Origin of the sequence: Halanaerobacter jeridensis (assembly GCF_016908315.1) — a bacterium.
GTDB classification, from domain to species: Bacteria; Bacillota; Halanaerobiia; order Halobacteroidales; family Halobacteroidaceae; genus Halanaerobacter; species Halanaerobacter jeridensis.
The window spans coordinates 20,804-42,068 of sequence record NZ_JAFBDQ010000009.1; the positions used below are offsets into that span (position 1 = coordinate 20,804).

A 21,265-nucleotide genomic window follows, 5' to 3' on the forward strand; every position below is an offset into this window, starting at 1 on the left:
TCCCCAAGATAAACCATTTAATTCTTTTACTACTAGCTACTAACTGTTCTATCCTTCTAGCTATTTTTACCACCCTTATTTCGTATTATTCAAATAGACCCTAGTTCCTAAATTGAAATTATTAAGATCTTCAGCTCCTGAAATCACTGCATCTAAGTCACCATCTCCATCTATATCTCCTATAGCAGTATCCCCGGCAGTTATTCCTACTAAAGGCTCGGCTGGTGACTTGCTGAATGTACCCGTTCCATCATTAATATAAATATTAGTCGTTAAATTATCATTATTATCCTTCCCTGTAATCAATAAATCCAAATCCTCATCTTGGTCTAAATCTCTTAATTTGACTGAACTAGATGCGATGTCTCCTGTAATTGCACCTACTCCAGTTAAGGAAGTATTTGTTTGTTCAGTAAAAACACCGTTACCATTATTAGTATATATTTTTGCTGTTGCTGTACCATCAATTCCTGTTAATCCAGTTATTACTAAATCTAGATCACTATCTTTATCTATATCCCCTAACTCAACAGCACTACCCAATACCCCAGTTAAAGAAGCTTGCCGAGTAAAATTACCTGAACCATCATTGTCATACACCTCTGCTATAGCATTATCGCTATTATCAAATCCCGTTACTATCAACTCTAAATCATCATCTTGGTCTATATCCCCTAATTCTATATCTCCATATTGCACATTTACTAAAGAAGTTCCTGTTACTTCATTAAAGCCACCAGTCCCATCATTTTTATATACTTTTGTTATCGGATTTGAATCACTATTATGACCAGTTAATATTAAATCCAAATCATTATCTTTATCTATATCTCCTAACTCAACTGCACTATATGATACTCCTGTTAAAGAAAGCTTTTTACTAAAATCACCTGAACCATTATTATCATATATTTCTGTGACAGAATTACCACTACTTTCTACACCAGTTGATATTAATTCTAATTCTTCATCCCTATCTATATCACTTAATTCTACAGTTCCATATCCCAAATTTGATAAAGAAGTTTCTGTTATTTCACTAAAATTACCATTACCATCATTCCTATATAACTTTGTTATTGGATCATTATTATTATTCGAGCCAGTTACTATTAAATCTAAATCATCATCTCCATCTATATCTCCTAATTCTGTAGCTCCTATAGCCAAAGCTGTCAAAGAAGTATCAGTCTTTTCAGAATATAAAGCAACAGTCGTCGTACGGCTAGCATAAATAGCTTTATTGCCTACCTGGTCTTTAACTAATAAATTGCTATAATAAATGTTGTTTTTATCTAAATTACTAACTGTAGCAGATGTTATATTTGCCGTCCAATCAATAACTGTTGTTCCATTACTCTCCGCTTCACTAACTGTCCCAATATTATCAGCAGTTGACTGAACTAATTTATACTTTAATTTCTCGGAGCTTGTTGTATCATCTGTGGCTGAATTCCAACTCAAATCTATACTATTCTGTTCTATATTATCCACTGCAAGTATAGTAGAATCGACTTGCGGTGGCATAATATCCACTTGAATTGAGTTACTTAATTGACTGGCTAATCCCAAATCACTAATCCGCCGTACCCAATAATAATAAGTTCTCTGTTGAACACTAATATCGCTCCAATTAGTGATATCTACCACACCTTCACTCACCGGCTCAGCTGCTGAATAATCATCAGTAGTGTTTCGATAAACTATATAATCAGCTTGACCTGTTGGCTGAGCTAGCTCTATCTTAACTCCTGTTCCATCATAACTAGTTGTAGAAATTGTCGGTGTTTGGGGGCTACTACTCCGATTAACACTAATCTCTAATTTATCATTAACCTGAATCGTAACTACTTCATAGTTACTTTGACTACCTGCTTGGGCTCTAAACTTAACTTGATAAGCCCCTTGGTCACTCTCATCTGGCTGCCAACTAAATTCTCCTGTTTCAGTATTAAAGTTAGCCCCACTAGGCTTAGTCTCGCTCACAACTTCTAAACTTACTTCCGCACCTTCTGGATCAGCTCCTACTACCGTAAAAGTTAAAGTGCCAGTTTCATCGACTTCTACACTACTACTATCAACTTCTAAATACGGCTGTTGGTCAACACTTAGCTGCTGTTTTTGGCCCGGTAATAATTGAATTTCACCGCCGAATTCTCCACCGGCTGGAATATCTTGACCGTTACTATCCTGCAGTTGAATATCTACCTGCACTACCGCTGGTCTCAACTCTAAATCTCCATTATTAAAAATCACAGTCTCAGCTTGAGTTATCGTCTTTTCTGCTCTACCTAATATCGGATTACTCAACTCCACATTCATCTGGGCTACATCTTTATCGCCCACTTGCTTAGGGATCTTTTCAATTACTACATCCAGTTCTTTAGCCTCTTTCAAACTAACATCAACTTCAACAGGACTAGTCGTTGCATCTTCTAAAACTCCTGTTGGCGTAGAAACACCTCTATAAATTCCTGTCACATCATTAACTCTACCCTCATTTTTAACTTCGCCTGATAAAACTGCTTCTACTATATAACTCTGCCCATTGGGGACATGTAAAGCATAAGTATTTGCTTTGTCTATACTATTTAATCCCTCAATTTCTGTCTTAAAAGAGTCCACTACCTCTGCTTCAGAAGAATTATTTTGATAGTCGTTCTCCTGATAAACCTGCAGTTCAAGTTGATTAATACTAATCTGAGACATTAAATCACCATCTACAGACTGTAAAAAATTACTCTGTAGTTGAGTTGGATTGATTTCTACTGTCAAACCCGCTTCTCCAGTCCCAGTCTTTAGATCTTGATCACTATCATTACTGCTACAAGCAGTTATTGCAATCATAGTAATTAATAATAAGGCTATTATGGTTAGAATTCGTTCTGATTTCATAATTTGAGCCTCCTTCAATTTGATTTAACTATTTAATTATAACAAATTAATCTAAAAATAATCTAAAAAACAACCTTTTTTGAGTCTAAAATACAAAATTTTTATAAATAGTTTTAAATTTGTCTATTTCTGAGAGAATTCATTGTCAGTTGCTTTAGCATCTTCAAAAAATAGTAATGAGCCAGCAGGATTAGTTCCCACTGGCTCAGTTTGATATTCCATTCTTTATTTGTTTTTATTAACCACTCTGATGTTCTAAAAAATTATTTTTTATCAGTTTCGGGAATATCACAGTAAAACTCTAAATTTGGATTAAGCCTTTTTAAAATTTTATACCCTTTCAAATAATATTTCGGATTCCTGCGGAGTGGATAATAAAAATTTCGATTAAACTCTTCCCCTGTATCTTTAACTTGCAATTGCCATAAACTATCTGCTAAAGTCAAATTTTCTCTTTTCATCAATTTTATTGCAGAATTTATCAAGCCGCAGATATAATAACTTTTGTGAAAATGATAAAATAAATCTTTTTTAAACCTCTGTTGATAATAACCCACAGCACTATGCAAAACATTTAAAAAATTCTTTTCTTCTCCCTGATGTAAATAACTTCGGTCATTATCAATTAAAACTGTATAAGGTATCTTCTCTTTATCTACTATATTATCTGAAAGTAACTTTTTTCTATTCCCGTGAAAAGGACCTTGAACATTTTCATTTTTCACCTGACTTTTATAAGTATCAAGATGGTCTTCTCTAGAATATATTTCAACCTCTTCTAACTTAGCTTTATAATTTTTTCCAAATGTTTTCTTCATCAATTTTTTTACAGCTTCTTGATTCCTTTCTTTTATGCCATTACTAAAAAAATAGAGTTTATCTCCCCTATTTAATATCCACCTAAATAAAGAATAAAACCCTGGAAACACCAAATGTCTATAATCACAAGCAAATACCGAATATCTTTCTATAAATCTATTACCAAATATTTTATTAAATCTTTTTAAATCCTGTTCCTTATTTATTCCATCCAACACTTGAAAAACTGTCCCATCTAAATCAAAAATAAAATGTAATTGTTCCAATTTAATTTCAACTCCATTATTAAAAAAGCCAACAGGAATTTACTCCCTCTTGCTTATTCTGAGATTTATCTAGTTTTAAGCCGATACTCCGTGAAATTTTGTCTCCTCTACTACTATTATAACTCAATTCAATCTTGATTGAAACAGTGAAATTATCTAAATTTAAATCACCTGTTAGGCCTGAATTAATAATTTTTTGCATATTATCTTCATACATCATGACTAAAAATATTGTTCTTAACAGACCAATCTCCTCCACTTATTTTTTCTAAATATTATGCTAATTTTTATTCATTACTCAATTTTCTTTACACTTCCCCATTTAAGATCCCCCTCCTATCTGTTCCCTTTAGTCAAAAGAAAGGGAATAGATGATAAATGTTTTATCATAATTAAAGAAGAACCCTAATACTAAGGGTTCTCCTGTTGGGTATTTAGTTTATACTGGTTTGGTTTAGTAGGATATTTTAATCAGATGTAATAGGTTGTACTGTGAAGTTTATATCTACGTTCTTACCATCTGCATCTGTATCTTCATTAATTATTATTACCGGATCATTATCAATTGCTTCATAATGATTTAAGCCAATAGCTGAATAATTATTTAAAATATTTACTATTTCAGCTACTTGAGAACTTACATCATCATTGGTAACTGCATAAATTGCAAAGTCATCAGCACCAGAATCATCAAACACTATTGTTTCATTATTATAGCCATAATCCCCTACAAATTCTAATACTAGCTTTTCCCCGGGCACAAAAGGAGTCTCTACTGAAAAAGAGTATTCTCCTAATTGGGCTTTAACACTTGGAATACTTTTATAAAAATTTATACCTCCCGATATAGTATCAGTAGTCATTTCAATATCCGTGCCAGAAGCAGGACTTTTTTCATCGATAATAATATCATCATTAGAAGAAGAAGCAAAACGAGCATCATGGTCAGTTAATTGATTTTCTATGATCCTCTTTATTTCCTCTCCTTGATCGCCACTAGAACTGTGAAACTTTACATCAATCCCCCAGACTCCTATACTATCGAAAAAAACAAACTCTATTGTTTCATCTATACCAGCAGTTGAATCTACTATATCTATTGAATCTCCATCATTAAATGCGGCAGATATCTTTAAATTGTACTGCCCTAGCTCTTCTTCAACACTCGAAGTATCTATACTCATCTCACTTACTGAGCCAGCTGGAACAGTCTCCCCTAAGCTATTACTCAATTCACTGGATAATCCATCAGCACTATATCTTTTAACCCAATAATAATAAGTGTTCCCTCCTTCAACACTACTATCACTCCAAGTGGTCACATCTACCAATCCATCTGATACTGGCTCTGCTCCGCTAGGGTCATTACTTGTATTGCGATAAACCAGATAATCAGCATTTCCTGTCGCACTATCTACTGTTAGAGAAACTGCTGAACCATCATAACTAGCATTTTTCAGCGTTGGTGCATTCGGACTAGTAATTTGATTGACATCAATATCCAATTTATCATTAACCGTAATAGTCACCATTTCTTGAGTACTACCGCCGCTACTCTCAGCTGTAAAGACTACCTCATAAGTCCCTTGCTGATCTGTACCAGGTGACCAAGTAAATTCTCCGGCACTTGCATCAAAACTTGCCCCACTCGGTTTAGTAGTATCATCAATGCCTAATGTTACTTCATCTCCATCAGGATCAGCCGCTGTCAGACTAAAAGTTAATGTATCTTCTGCTCCTCCTGATTCATCAACGCTAACACTCGCTTTATCTAATTCTAAATACGGCTGTTGATCAACTGTTAAACTCTGACTCTGTTTGGGCAGAAATAGAACTTCGCCGCCAAATTCTCCCGCCTTCACAATATCATTACCTTGACTGTCCTTTAACTGAATATCGACTTGAGCTACTGTTGGTCGTAATTCTAAGTTATCAGAACTATTATCTAATTGGTCTTGGCTGCTAAAGCTTACTGTTTGACCAGAAGTAATATTCTTAGTTACCGTTCCTACTGTCGGCACCCATAACTCCACATCCATAGAAGCTATATCAGTAGTTGTTCCCACTTGTTCAGCCAAATTACTAATCTCTACATCTAACTGCTGAGCTTTTGCAGGACTGACATCAACTGTTATCTCTTTAGTATTTTTATCCTGCAAAACTCCTGTTGAATCTAAAATACCGTGATAGATTCCTATGACTGGATTTGTTGTTTCACCATTTGTTACTTCACCAGATAAGGCTGCTTCAATCACATAATCTTGATTAGCCGGTAAATAAAGAGCTATAGCTCCAATATCACTTAAACTACTGCCATTTCCAGTCTGACTTTCTACTACCTCTGCACTTGTACCATTACTATCATAATCACTTTTTTCATAGACGGTGATTTTTACTTCAGTAATTGTAGTCTTCTCTTCAATTGTTTCATCCACTGCCTGAGTAGATATCCCACTTTGTTGATTAAAGCTGAGTTGTAATCCAGCTTCACCTTCTGGTTTTAAATCATTGCTGTCATTGCTGCTACAAGCTGTAAATGCTAATATCAGTACCAATAATAATGAAATTGTTATTAGAGTTTTATTTGTCTTCATTGAAAAGCCTCCTTTGAATTAAGCTATTAGATTAAGCTAGGAATTAACAGCTAGTGGCTAATAGTTGAAATCAACACCAAAATCAAATTCTAAACCTTAACTGCTAACTCTTAGCTAGCTTTTATTCTTTTGATTTTGTCTGTATTGTTTTACTCCTAGCTTCTAGCTCCTAGCCACTAGCTGTCCTTGACTTTGTCTGTAGGGCTTTTACTACTAGCCACTAGCATTACTATTTTCTGTCATTGTTGCATCTGTTATATTACTTGCTCCATCTGCTTCACTTAGTTTGTTACAGTACATTACTGCATCATACCAAGTAACTCGCTCTACAGGTAAATTATTTCCATTAAAGTAAGATGGATTAAAACCCATTACTGATTCAAACTCTTCTTGTTTTACTTCATATTTACTCATTTTTATATCATTGGTTATTTCAGTACTTCCATCTGCTGCTATTCTGGCTGATACTGTTACCATTTCTGATACTGCTATAGTCTTAACATCTACTTTCTTTACTCTACTATCACTCTGTAAATTACCAACATTATCTTCTGCTGCGAAATAAACATCATAATCTGTACCCGATTCAAGACCATCAACTGTTATCTCTTCTTCGCTATCTGCTTCTACCTCTACACTATTCCCGACATCTTGAACATCACTTGCTGCCGGATTTTCTGCACTATCATTCTTTTCTATATAATAAACTGTTCCACCTTAATCTACTTCAGCACTAATTCCAACACTATTCATCCCTGGATCTGATTTCTAGCACTATTTATTGCCATTGTAATTTAGGATATTCACTTGTTAGTGTACTCCAAATATTAGTAAAATCAAGAGCCGACATATTACTTTCTGCACTATCACCTTGCATCTCTGACGTAGTTAATCCTGTTATATTAGTAGCAGTGTTTTGGTTCCAACCTATACCTGTTTCGCCTTCTCCTTTCCAGTACCCATCTGTTATTTCACCACTTAACTCATTTTTACCAACTAATTTACCTGAATTAGTCCCTGATGCTACATCTCCAGTAGCATAAACTTTTTCTACAATACCAGCATTTCTACCCACTAATCCTCCTATATTAACTGCATTACTAGCATTTACATCACCTGTGGAATAGCTATTTGATATTTTCTCACTACTCTTACCTACCAATCCACCACAACCATTAGAAATGTCACTTGAATCCCCTGCTTGTGTTACAAAGGCTGAAGAATACGATTTGATAATTTCACCTTGACTAGCTCCAACTAATCCTCCTACGAAATATTCTCCTGTTACTGATCCCGAAGCAGAGGAACGGGTTATAACACCACTATCATCTCCAACTAAACCACCTGCATAACTACCTTGACCACTTACACTACTAGCATCTCCTGAGATATGACAATTTGTAATTTGGTTATAATTAATTCCACTTAGAGCCCCTGTGCTATTACCACCTATTATATCAACTCCTATTAATGTTAAATTATGAATATATGCTTCACCAGAAGTACTACCATTAGAAGCGAAAAGACCCACATTGTCTTCTGTTGGCCTATTTATTGTCAAACCTTCAATAGTCTTTCCATTACCATTAAATTCACCAGCAAATGTGGTTTCAAAATCTACTCCAATAGGATCCCATCCTTTACCACTATTTACTAGATTTCCACTATCAGTTTTAACATGATCATTATATCCAACAGTAGATTGATCTAAATCATTCACTAAAATAAAATTAGCAGATAGATTGTCACGCACTTTATCAAGATGATTCCAATTTTCTATTTTATATGGGCTACTACTCGAACCATCTCCGCCAGCAAAATCACTTGTTTCTATTGCAGCAGTTGCTGTCATACTATTATCATCAGTAGATCCTTTTACATCAACCTCAGTAGCATCACCATCCTGAGTTGAGTAAGTTAAATTCACTGTTTTTGCCTCACCTCCTGATAAAGTTAGTGACTGAGTATCTGCTTCAATATCAAAAGTCCCATTTTGATTATTATCTACACTAAGCACTACATCTTGAGTTGCCTCTGCACTACCTGTGTTTTCTACTTCTACATCTACATTTAAATCTTGCCCCTCAGATACTGGACCATCATGATTCAAAGAGGTCACCTCAAAGTGGGCAGTTATAACATTATCTTTTTCAACGCCACCTGTTATTTCTCCAGTTCCTGCTAATTCGGCACCATCTTCCTCACTAGTTAGAGTAAGGGTGTTCCCATCTGTAACTTCAATATCATCATTTAGCGTAAGAGTACTACCAGCTAGGTCTATAGTCAGATCCCTATCTACCGTGTGAACCTCACCACTGTCGAGAGTTAGATCACTTGTTACGTTAATAGTAGTTACAGTTCCGTTAAGTGCTACTGCTAAATTTTCTCCGGTATTTAAATTAATGAAATTAATCTTTCTAACCTGATCATCACTTTGTAAATTTCCCCCACTATCCTGAGCAACAAAGAATATATTATTCTCTGTGCCTTCATTAATATTATCAATTGTAATCTCCTTTTCTGTATTAGCTTCCATCTCTACACTATTCCCAGCATCTTGCACAGCACTTGCTGTCGGAGCCTCTGCACCATCGGACATGACCTTATAATAAGCTGTTCCACCTTCATCTACTGCAGCACTAATTCCTACGCTACTTGTATCTGCTGCTGTTGTTATATTAGGTTCTGTTGTCCAATTTGGAGCAGTTGTATCTATTTCAACCGCACTTACATCAGTAGTAGAACTAAATGTACTACTATTTCCTGCTGCATCCTCGGCAGTCACACTAAAACTAACTGTTCCCTCTGCATCTCCTGACTGCACTGTATAATTCATTTCCCATGTAGTAGCATCACTATCTCCTGCATTATTTATTGTTGCTGTATTTCCTGCTACTGTAGCACTTGGTGTAGTTATTTCTTCACTTGCTGTCAAACTTAAAGTAATTGTATCTCCTGCTTTTGCTAAATTACTATTATCATTATCAGAAGTAATAGTTAAAACACTAGCACTTGGAGCAGTTGTATCATCATCAACTGTAATTGTTACATCCTTAGTTGTTGTATCAGTTCCATCACTTACTTCCAAAGTTACATCGAAAGTATTATCACTCGAATAATCATCAATCGGTGGTGTCCAAGTAAAGGTGTTTCCTGACTGACTAAACTCATCTGCATCCGTACCACTAATAACATAAGTCAAATCATCACCATCTTCATCAGTAGCATTAACCGCTAAAGATAACTCTTTTCCTTCAGTAATAGTTGCACTTCCATCACTTACATTAGTAATAGAATCTATGCTTGGAGCTCGATTGACATCATTTACTGTTATCGTAGTCGTTTCACTATTGACTCCACCATTACTAGACTCAACAGCAAAAGTTACATCATAACTCCCTGACTGCTCATAAGTCGGTGTCCAAGTGAAAGTCCCACTGCTATTATCTGAACTCGGATCAAATGACGCACCACTCGGTTTATTACTAACACTTAATGAAGTCAGGCTATCTCCATCAGGATCTTCGGCATTAACTGTAAACTGCAGTTCAGAATCTTCATCCACCGTCTGGTCGGCTACTTCCAAATACGGTTGCTGATTAACGGTCAAGCTCTGACTCTGCTTCGGTAACAATAAAATTTCTCCGCCGAATTCTCCGGCATTTTCTTTTTCTATGGTATTACCGCTACTATCGTTAAGTTGCACATTAACCTGTGCACTAGTTGCAGTTAAAGTCAAATCATCATTAGTAAAGGTTACAGTTCCTCCGTCAGTACTTAAATCCTCACTACTTATAGTTTTAACAACATCCCCGGTCTTCGGAATTGATAATTCTACAGCCATAGAATCTACCGCTGTATCTCCTACAGTCGAAGGAATCCCATTAATCGTCACATCCAATTCTTCCGCTGGTCGAGTCGTTACATCCACTGTCACTGATTTACTCGCCTGTTCTTCTAAAACACCTGTTGAATCAAGAACACCTTGATAAATTCCTGTCACACTATTAGTTTCCCCATTATTAGTAACATCACCTGACAATACCGCTTCAATCACATAATTTTGACTAGGCGGCAAATAAAAAGCAATTGTTCCTATCTCATTTGAACTCTCTCCTGGTTCTGTCTTACTTTCTACTACTTCTGCATCTGTACCATTACTATCATAATCACTCTTCTTATAAATCTTTAACTCTACTTCAGTAATTGTAATCTTATCCTCAATTTTTTTATCTACTGCTTGAGCCGAAATACTGCTTTGTTGATTCAAATTAACTTTCAATCGCCCATCCTGTTGGGGATCTAAATTACTACTATCATCGTCACTACAAGCTGTAAATGTTAAGGTCAACACCACTAATAATGAAATTACTATTAACGTTTTGTTTATTTTCATTGAATCCCCCCTTGTAAGTTCGATTAGATCTCTTATACTCATTCATTCTTAAAATCTTACTTTTTTAACATAAAGATAGATATTAATTACATTTAAATAAATTCGATAAATTATTCCTAAGTGGTTTGTCTACAAGGAAATAAACGGCATACATATCAGCACCACAACCTAAAAATAGAACCTCTTTTAACATCGTAATTAATCTTAATCAAATATAAATCAACTTGGCCTAACCGTTCTTTGTCTTTAAAACTCTAGTTCCTAATTTTTAATCTTATATGCTTGGCTGTTATTGCATTAGTTGTTGTATTCTTTCTTACATCTGTAATATCATTAGATAAAGCAGATATATCCAACGTATCAATCCCTGAAAGTCCATTACCAATTTCAGTTATTGTTAAAATGTCTCCTGCTAAATTCCAAGACAAACTATAAGTAACAACCCTTGGGAGGGTTGTTACTTATAACCCTCCATTTTAACATCATTTTGATTGGCAGAGGATACCCCTTCATTAAATATTATATCGATTGAATCAATGTCTATAATTCCTGCATTTACATTTGTACTCTCATCATTAACAGCAATCCGCACATCAACAAAATTACCTCTAATGCCATTAGTATCATCAGCATCATAATTTAATATATGAGTTGATTCATTTGAACTAGTCACATAATCACTTGATGCATTGTTTAATTAGAAGTATCGTTATTAGTAACATTAGTACTTTCAATATCCATATTTCCAGCATCATCAGTAGCAGTAACCTCAATCGAAACTTGTGCACCTGTTAAAGATGAAACATCAACAGTCAAACTAAATGTTCCATCACTTTCAGCAACTGTTGAAGAAGTTACTGTTGTCATAGTGTCATCCAAGGTAACATCTACAGTAGCATCTGCTTCAGTAGAACCGCTTATAGTATAAGAATCGCTATTATCAGCATTAATATCACTAAGGGTATCTAAATTAACTGAAGGTCTAGTATTATCAAGTTCTACACTAAGACTATTATCTGTAGTGCTATTACCGGCTCTATCTTCTGCTGTTACTGGAATTGTATATGTCCCATCAGCGGCAGGATTACTGTAATTAATAGGGTATTCAATACTGTAAGTTCCATCACTATTATCAGTCACTGTTACATTTTCCGGTTCGAATTGTTCATCTATATTAGAAAAGTCAGCAGATACAGTTAATCCCGGTTCTCCAATATCAGCAGTAACTTTTATTTGAGTCCCATTTCTATATACTTCACTATCAGAGTTTACATAATTAAATATAGGAGCAGTATCGTCAACTTTAATTATACTACCTTTAATTACAGATTCGCTATTCCTTGCTGCATCTTCTACTATTAATTTAAGATAATAAACACGTTCATTTGCATCAGCAGGAATATTAATCGATTCAATATTCCCTTCACCTGCATTAACTTCTTGCCTAAACAATGTTTCCCCAGGTATATATCCGCTTAAAGTAGCCGTCTCAAAGTTGGCATCAGTTGCAGTATAATCAATACTAATGCTACTACCACTTTGAACATAAACAGTTGAGGTAGGAGAATTAATTTCTGCAGTAGGAGCTGTACCATCTAATGTCTTAGCTGTAGTAGGATCTGTTGAAACGGAATTTCCAGCATCATCAAAAGTAAGCACCCTAAATTGAACACTCTCGCCATCAGCCCCTTCATATCGTATCGGACTAGTTGCAGACTGATCAACTGGTTTCCAATTATCATCATTTTCTAATTTATATATAACTTCTTCATGATCAAAATTGGGATCAGACCCCTGGTCCCAACTAATATCAGCACTAGCGTCAGGAGCTAAAGAAACATTAACGTTAGTAGCAGGACTAGGAGCTTTATTATCCAACTCTACGCTATTACTCAATCGACTCGATAATCCATCAGAACTATATTTTTTAACCCAATAATAATAGATGTTCCCTTCTTCGACACTACTATCACTCCAAGTTGTCACATCTACCAATACATCTGATACTGGCTCTGCTCCGGCTGAATCATCAACTGTATTACGATAAACCAAATAATCAGCATTTCCTGTCGCACTATCTACTGTTAGAGAAACTGCTGAATTTTTATAATCAGCACTTGAAATCACTGGTGCATTAGGACTAGTAATTTGATTGACATCAATATCCAATTTATCATTAACTGTGATAGTCACCATTTCTTGAGTACTACCACCACTACTCTCAGCTGTAAAGACTACCTCATAAGTTCCCTGCTGATCTGTGCCCGGCGACCAACTAAACTCTCCGGTACTAGCATCAAAGCTTGCCCCACTTGGTTTAGTAGTATCATCAATTCCTAATGTTACTTCATCTCCATCAGGATCAGCCGCTGTCAGACTAAAAGTTAATGTATCTTCTGCTCCTCCTGATTCATCAACGCTAACACTCGCTTTATCTAATTCTAAATACGGCTGTTGATCAACTGTTAAACTCTGACTCTGTTTAGGCAGCAATAGGACTTCACCGCCAAATTCACCAGCCTTCACAATGTCATCACCTGAGCTGTCCTTTAACTGAATATCAACTTGAGCTACTGTCGGTAGTAATTCTAAGTTATCAGAACTATTATCTAATTGGTCTTGGCTGCTAAAGCTCACTGTTTGACCAGAAGTAATATTCTTAGTTACCGTTCCTACTGTCGGCACCCATAACTCCACATCCATAGAAGCTATATCAGTAGTTGTTCCTACTTGTTCAGCCAAATTACTAATTTCTACATCTAACTGCTGAGCTTTTGCAAGACTGACATCAACTGTTATCTCTTTAGTATTTTTATCCTGCAAAACTCCTGTTGAATCTAAAATACCGTGATAGATTCCTGTGACTGAATTTGTTGTTCCATCATTTGTTACTTCACCAGATAAGACTGCTTCAATCACATAATCTTGATTAGCCGGTAAATAAAGAGCTATCGCTCCAATATCACTTAAACTACTGCCTGTTCCAGTCTTATTTTCTACTACCTCTGCACTTGTACCATTACTATCATAATCACTTTTTTCATAGACGGTAATTTTTACTTCAGTAATTGTAGTCTTCTCTTCAATTGTTTCATCCACTGCCTGAGTAGATATCCCACTTTGCTTATTAAAGCTGAGCTGTAATCCAGCTTCACCTTCGGGTTTTAGTTCATTGCTATCATTGCTGCTACAAGCTGTAATCGCTAATGTCAGTACCAATAATAATGAAATTGTTATTAGAGTTTTATTTGTCTTCATTGAAAAGCCTCCTTTGAATTAAGCTAGAAGTTAATAGCTAGTTGCTAGTAGTTGAAATCAACACCAAAATCAAATTCTAAACCTTAACTTCCAACTCTTAGCTAGCTTTTATTCATTTGATTTTGTCTGTAGGGTTTTTACTACTAGCCACTAGCCGTTTTATCTTCTGACTTTGACTATATTTTTTTACTACTAGCTTCTTACTGGTTTTTCTTGTTTTCAAAGTTTTTTACTAATTACTAATCACTGATTACTGTGCTTACTTGCTACTGCTTTTAGCAACCCCTTAAAACAAGAGAGCAGAAATAAAGATTATAGTTAACTTCTATTCAAACTTTCTTACCATACTTTGATAACTACGTTCCCCACTAGAGTATGAATCATTCTCATAAAATATATAAGGAACATCATTCGAATTAAACCCTATTGCTAAATCACCATCCCACCCTTCTATACTTTTACCTAGAAGTTGCCAAGAATTATCAACAAATTTCTTCACCTCAACATTAGATTCTGTATTATTATGATAAAAAACATAAAGAATATTCTCTGAATCAAAAGATAAATCCAATCCAGAAACATCACTAGAAGAAGGACTACTTACTTCCTGCCAACTTCCTCCAGAGTATTTTTTAACTACCGCTTCATTATCACCATCATAACCCCCAGAAATAATATAAGAAATATAAGCAGTATCAACGGAATCGATTTTTATACTAAAATCACTACTAGAATTAATATTATCTCCTACCTGCTGCCAAGTACTATCAAACTTCTTAACCACATAACTTTCTTCATTAGTGTCCCAAGAAAATACATAAGGGGTATCAGTAGAATCAAAAGTTATATCTAAAATATTATCATATTGACCATCATAACCTTCAACACCATCAATTAAACTATCACCTATTTTACTCCATCTATTTCCATCATGCTTCCATACCTCTGTATCTTGTAAATAGCTACTGTTTTCCCAATAAAAACGAGCATAAGCAATACACGGATGATTATTTGAATCTAGAGCCATACCAAATTCTTTAATGTTCCCACCAAAATTTAAACCTTCCAATCTCTGCCAACTGTTGTTCTCAAATTTATAGACCCCGACAATATTAGAGTCAGCATTTCCAAAATGGCTATATCCCACATAAGGAATATCATCACTTCCAATCTCAATAGAAAGATATCTTACATCTTGAACAAAACCACTACTTCCAACAATCTGCCAACTACCATCCTCAAATTTTTTCACTTTAACCTCTCGGATATCGTTACCGAACCTATCAACACCTTCGATATAATAAACTACATAAGGAATATCTTCAGAGTTAAAAGCCATATCAATATCAAAGGACTCATTTGATGTGACTTCATTCCCAACAAGATTCCAACTCTTCTTAGTTTGAGCTGAAGTCATATTATAAACTGCTTTATTTTGAGCTTCATCCTTGACTACAACATTAAAATAGTACTCTACATTTACATCAAGTCCTGTTACAGTAATATTGTTAATATTTGTAGTCCAATTCTTAGCTATTGTCCCATTATTACTCTCTATATCCTCTACTGTAGAAATATTATTTGCAGTAGAATATACAACTTTATATTCTACATTTTCATCTGAACTTAAATCATCTGATGCCTTCGTCCAATCTAATGTTACAGAATTTGCTTGTACATCAGAAGTGTTAATTGTTCCACCATCACCAAGTATTGGAGCTTCTGAGTCTAACGGTTTTGTAGTCTTCGTATTTGCTGTATAAACAGATTTATTTCCTACTATATCTTTGACAACTACATTAAAATAATAAGTAGTCTCTGCTAATAAATTAGTTACTGTCTTAGTATTAATATCAGCATTATAACTTCCAAAAGCTGTTCCATTATTTTCACAGTCTGCTACTGTATTGATATTATTACTTGTAGAGTAGTAAACAAGATATTCTAAATTAGCCTGAGAACTTATATTATCTGTAGCTTTAGTCCAACTTAAATCTACACTACTTACCGTTTCATTACTTGTTGTAATTGTTCCACTACTTCCTACTTCTGGTGCTGTTGTATCATCATCAACTGTAATTGTTACATCCTTAGTTGTTGTATCAGTTCCATCACTTACTTCCAAAGTTACATTGAAAGTATTATCACTCGAATAATCATCAATTGGTGGTGTCCAAGTAAATGTATTTCCTGACTGACTAAACTTATTTGCATCCGAACCGCTGATACTATAACTGATAGAATCACCATCTTCATCAGTAGCATTAACCGCTAAAGATAACTCTTTCCCTTCAGTAATAGTTGCACTTCCGCTACTTACATTAGTAATAGAATCTATGCTTGGAACTCGATTGACATTGTTAACTGTAATTGTGATTGTCTCACTATTGACTCCACCATTACTAGACTCAACAGCAAAAGTTACATCATAACTCCCTGACTGCTCATAAGTCGGTGTCCAAGTGAAAGTCCCACTGCTATTATCTGAATTCGGATCAAATGACGCACCACTCGGTTTATTACTAATACTTAATTCGGTTAAACTATCTCCATCAGGATCTTCGGCATTAACTGTAAACTGCAGTTCAGAATCTTCATCCACCGTCTGGTCGGCTACTTCTAAATACGGTTGCTGATTGACTGTCAAACTTTGACTCTGTTTCGGTAATAATAAAATCTCTCCGCCGAATTCTCCGGCATTTTCTTTTTCTATCGAATTACCGCTGCTATCGTTAAGTTGCACATCTATTTGGGCACTAGCAGAAGTTAAAGTTAAATCATCATTTGTAAAAGTAACAGTTCCTCCGTCAGTATTTAAATCCTCACTACTTATAGTTTTAATAACATCCCCGGTCTTCGGAATTGATAATTCTACATCCATAGAATCTACCGCTGTATCTCCTACAGTCGAAGGAATCCCATTAATCGTCACATCCAATTCTTCCGCTGGTCGAGGCGTTACATCTACTGTGACTGATTTACTCGCCTGTTCTTCTAAAACACCTGTTGAATCAAGAACACCTTGATAAATTCCTGTCACACTATTTGTGCCCTCGTTATTACTAACATCACCTGACAATACCGCTTCAATCACATAATTTTGACTAGGCGGCAAATAAAAAGCAATTGTTCCTATATCATTTGAACTCTCTCCTGGTTCTGTCTTACTTTCTACTACTTCTGCATCTGTACCATTGCTATCATAATCACTCTTCTTATAAATCTTTAACTCTACTTCTGTAATTGTAATTTTATCCTCAATTTTTTCATCTACTGCTTGAGCCGCAATACTGCTTTGCTGCTTCAAATTAACTTTCAATCGCCCATCCTGTTGGGGATCTAAATTACTACTATCATCGTCACTACAAGCTGTAAATGACAAGACTATTATTACAAACAGGGATAAAATTAATAAATTGCGTTTTATCTTCATTGAAAAACCTCCCTTTTAAAATCAGCTAGGAGCTACTAGCCTCTCTTGATTTTGACTGTATTTTTTACTACTAGCTTCTAGCTCCTAGCCACTAGCTGTTTTTACCCTAGCTATTATTTTAATCCGGCAACTCCTGCAAAGTAGGTCTTGTATCCCCCGGCTTAATCTCCCACACATCATCAAAGTCCCAAGGCTCAATCCAATTATCCGGATTAGTGTAAAAACTCTGACTCGCAAATTCCTCCTGGGTCATATCTGCTCCCCAATGGGAATTCAAATCCGCAGGATATTGATCACTCATATCCTCTCCATTAGATTCAATATACATATTTTCATTTGCATAATTATTTTCAAGAGTTCCAGGCCCAAATCTAGTAGTCTGGCTTCCAAAATTTATAATTTCAGAATTAAAGGCGATAGAATCCTGCACTCCAGCCCCACCAGCTTCCTTTACAAATCCAAAAGCTTTACTCCCCTGAGCTAAATCCAACAATACCTTTCCGGTAGTATAACAATGCTTGACTTCCGCTTCTTTCACTGTTCCCACAAAACCAGCAACTTCAAAAAATCCATCTTTCACATTTCCAGTTGAATAGCAATTATTTATACTTCCACCCTGGATTAAACTAACAAATCCTGCCTCTCCAAATTTAGTTCCCCTCTGTGAATTTACATTTCCGGTTGCATAAGATTCACTAATTTGAGTATCTTTAACTTGATAAGCAAATCCAGATAAACCAAATCCTGTTACATTTCCGGTAGCAAAAGAAGTGGCAATCCGGCTATTATCAATCACTCCGGCAAAACCGCCTGCCCAAATATTCATTTTGCCTCCTAACTCTCCTTTCAAATAACCTGTCGCCGAACAACCTTTAACTTCAGTTGCACTGAGGCGTCCAGCAAAACCACCTATACCTCCATTTTCTGAGGCATGAGTTAAATATACATCTAGATACTGCTTCTCCTCGAATAATCCTTTAATTTCTACATCCGCTTCACTGTTCGTGATCGAAATTATTCCTGTCGGGGTTTTGTTCCCGTCAACAACACCTACAAAACCTCCTACTGCACTTATGGCATCATAGGCTACAATTGCACCTTTATCTATAGTTCCTGCCGCTGAACTATCTTTAATGGCAATGTCACCCTTAGTAACAAACTCCGTCTTAGGGTCAGCTACTGCTCCAATTAAGCCGCCGCTTTTACTAGTATCCGGTTCACCTGAATAAGCAGCTGAATTTCCAACTGCTAAAGTTATATTTTCTACCTCACAGTTATCAACTACCATCTCTTCGGTACTTTCATTGGCAACTTCACCAATCAGTCCGCCGGCATAAGCAATTATATGCTTATCTCCTGTTGTCTGATCTTCCTTTCCAGTTATTGAAGCATCTGTAACTGTGCTATCTTCAATTTGGCCCCCATTAGCAATTCCCACTAAACCGCCTAAGCGGCTGGAAGAAACCTTATCTTCTTTAGTAAACAGACTATCCTTCATCAATTCCAGATTAAACAGACTAGCATTGGCAATTCTTGTATCTTTAGTCATTCCAACTAAACCACCGATAAAGGATTGACCTTTATACATATTATCAGAAAATTCACTAGTTTCATTAGTTCTATAGATATCTACTGCTGCATTTTTTACCATACAGTTAGTAATCCCTGCTTCTACTGCCTCTCCAGCTAAAACTCCTGTTTTTGATGCTGTCTTCATATCTACAGTATCTATCGTTAAGTCTTCTACTACTGCACCTTGACCTAACTTAGCAAACAGACCTTGATTATCAGCATCTCGATCAAGATACAGATTAGCTAGCTGCTGGTTGTTACCCATAAACTGACCGTTAAAGCTGCTCGGTATTGGCTGCCAACCGCTGCTCGTTGTGACTTCTGTTTTTAAGCCATCGGTAGTCCCATCACCATTTAAATCACCAAATTCTGTTGTGCTTGGATCTTCATAACTTCCATCACTATTAAAGTCTAAATCAGCCACTAATTTATAATCTTCATCTGCTGCCCACTCTTCTGTTCTACCAACCTTTACTAAATCTTCTATACTATCAATCTTATAGGCAGCTATTCTCTTTACGACTGAACTTAAACTACTGGATAGTCCTTGTTGATTATAACTTCGCACCCAGTAATAATAAGTGTTCAGTCCTGTAAGATTACTATCTTCCCAGCCTGCTAAATCCACTAACCCATCTGATACCGGCTCTGCTGTCGCAGGGTCATTAGTAGTACTCCGATAGATCATATAATTTGCCTCACTAGTTGGATTATCTACACTTAGCGTAATTGCTCCGCTATTATAACTTCCTGTCACCCCCGTAGGTGCACTAGGAGACTGCTCGCGATTAACACTAATCTCTAATTTATCATTAACCTGAATCGTAACTACTTCATAGTTACTTTTACTTCCTGCCTGGGCTCTAAACTTAACTTGATAAGTCCCTTGGTCACTCTCATCTGGCTGCCAGCTAAATTCTCCTGTTTCAGCATTAAAAGTAGCTCCACTAGGCTTAGTTTCGCTCACAACTTCTAAACTTACTTCCGCACCTTCTGGGTCAGTTCCTACTACCGTAAAATTTAAAGTTCCAGTTTCATCGACTTCTACACTACTACTATCAACTTCTAAATACGGCTGTTGGTCAACACTTAGCTGCTGTTTTTGGCCCGGTAAAAGCTGAATTTCACCACCAAATTCTCCACCGGCTGGAATATCTTGACCATTACTATCCTGCAGTTGAATATCAACCTGCACCATTGCTGGTCGCAACTCTAAATCATCATTGTTAAAGCTAACTGTGCTAGCTTCAGTAATCGTCTTTTCTGCTCTACCTAATATCGGATTACTCAACTCCACATTCATCTGGGCTACATCTTTAGCTCCCACTTGCTGAGGGATGCCGTCAATCACTATCTCCAACTGTTCCGCCGACTTAAAACTAACATTCACCGTCACTGGACTCGTTGTAGCATCTTCTAGTACACCAGTTGGCTCCGAAACCCCACGGTAGATATTACTCTCTACTTCACCATCCACAGTTCCCGACAACTGAGCTGCAATTACATAACTCTGTCCATTCGGAACATAAAACGCCTGACTCTCTAAATTGTCTAAACCCGTAACTTCTTTAGTTACTGAATCAACCACTTCCGCATTACTACCCTCACTTTGATACTCATCAGCTTGATAAACCGTTAACTCCAATTTATTAATCGCTATCTTATCTTTCAAATCCCCCGTTACAGACTGTAATAAATTACTCTGAAGCTGAGTTCTCTGCACTCCCACTTCCAACGCCGCTTCACCATCACCAGCCTTTAATTCCTCGTCACTACTACTGCAAGCTGAGAAGGTTACAGTCAGTATTAATAATAATGAAATTAATCCTAAACTCCGTTTTAAATTCATTGAAAAACCTCCTTTGAAATTCAGCTAGAAGTTAACAGCTAGTGGCTAGTAGTTAAAATCAACACCAAAATCAAATTCTAAACCTTAACTATCAACTCTTAGCTAGCTTTTATTCATTTGATTTTGACTGTATTGTTTTACTACTAGCTGTTCTTGACTTTGTTCTTTCACTACTAGCTCCTA

General features: G+C 36.0%; 9 protein-coding genes. All 9 read right to left on the minus strand.

From position 1 onward, the window contains the following. Window positions 1-75: 75 nt before the first annotated feature. Window positions 76-2,895, minus strand: a complete 2,820-nt coding sequence (locus tag JOC47_RS09435; protein ID WP_204701834.1) for an FG-GAP repeat domain-containing protein — start codon at window positions 2,893-2,895, stop codon at window positions 76-78. Window positions 2,896-3,158: 263 nt separating this feature from the next. Next, complete coding sequence (locus tag JOC47_RS09440) at window positions 3,159-3,980, minus strand: hypothetical protein (RefSeq protein WP_204701835.1); 822 nt, start codon at window positions 3,978-3,980, stop codon at window positions 3,159-3,161. Window positions 3,981-4,447: 467 nt separating this feature from the next. After that, window positions 4,448-6,574, minus strand: a complete 2,127-nt coding sequence (locus JOC47_RS09445) for an Ig domain-containing protein (RefSeq protein ID WP_204701836.1) — start codon at window positions 6,572-6,574, stop codon at window positions 4,448-4,450. Window positions 6,575-6,787: 213 nt separating this feature from the next. Further along, on the minus strand, window positions 6,788-7,051 hold the full coding sequence (locus tag JOC47_RS09450) for an SUMF1/EgtB/PvdO family nonheme iron enzyme (RefSeq protein ID WP_204701837.1): 264 nt from the start codon (window positions 7,049-7,051) through the stop codon (window positions 6,788-6,790). A 301-nt stretch (window positions 7,052-7,352) separates the two neighbouring features. After that, window positions 7,353-10,970 carry a beta strand repeat-containing protein gene (locus JOC47_RS09455; RefSeq protein ID WP_204701838.1) on the minus strand — a complete coding sequence of 1,206 codons (3,618 nt, stop codon included), beginning with the start codon at window positions 10,968-10,970 and terminating at the stop codon, window positions 7,353-7,355. Window positions 10,971-11,427: 457 nt separating this feature from the next. After that, the gene (locus JOC47_RS09460; RefSeq protein WP_204701839.1) at window positions 11,428-11,643 is read right to left on the minus strand and encodes a hypothetical protein; all 216 of its coding nucleotides are present in this window, start codon (window positions 11,641-11,643) and stop codon (window positions 11,428-11,430) included. Window positions 11,644-11,663: 20 nt separating this feature from the next. Further along, window positions 11,664-14,228 carry an Ig-like domain-containing protein gene (locus JOC47_RS09465; protein WP_204701840.1) on the minus strand — a complete coding sequence of 855 codons (2,565 nt, stop codon included), beginning with the start codon at window positions 14,226-14,228 and terminating at the stop codon, window positions 11,664-11,666. 325 nt (window positions 14,229-14,553) lie between these two features. Next, the gene (locus tag JOC47_RS09470; protein WP_204701841.1) at window positions 14,554-17,661 is read right to left on the minus strand and encodes a fibronectin type III domain-containing protein; all 3,108 of its coding nucleotides are present in this window, start codon (window positions 17,659-17,661) and stop codon (window positions 14,554-14,556) included. A 118-nt stretch (window positions 17,662-17,779) separates the two neighbouring features. Next, window positions 17,780-21,082, minus strand: a complete 3,303-nt coding sequence (locus JOC47_RS09475) for a GLUG motif-containing protein (protein ID WP_204701842.1) — start codon at window positions 21,080-21,082, stop codon at window positions 17,780-17,782. Window positions 21,083-21,265: the final 183 nt, after the last annotated feature.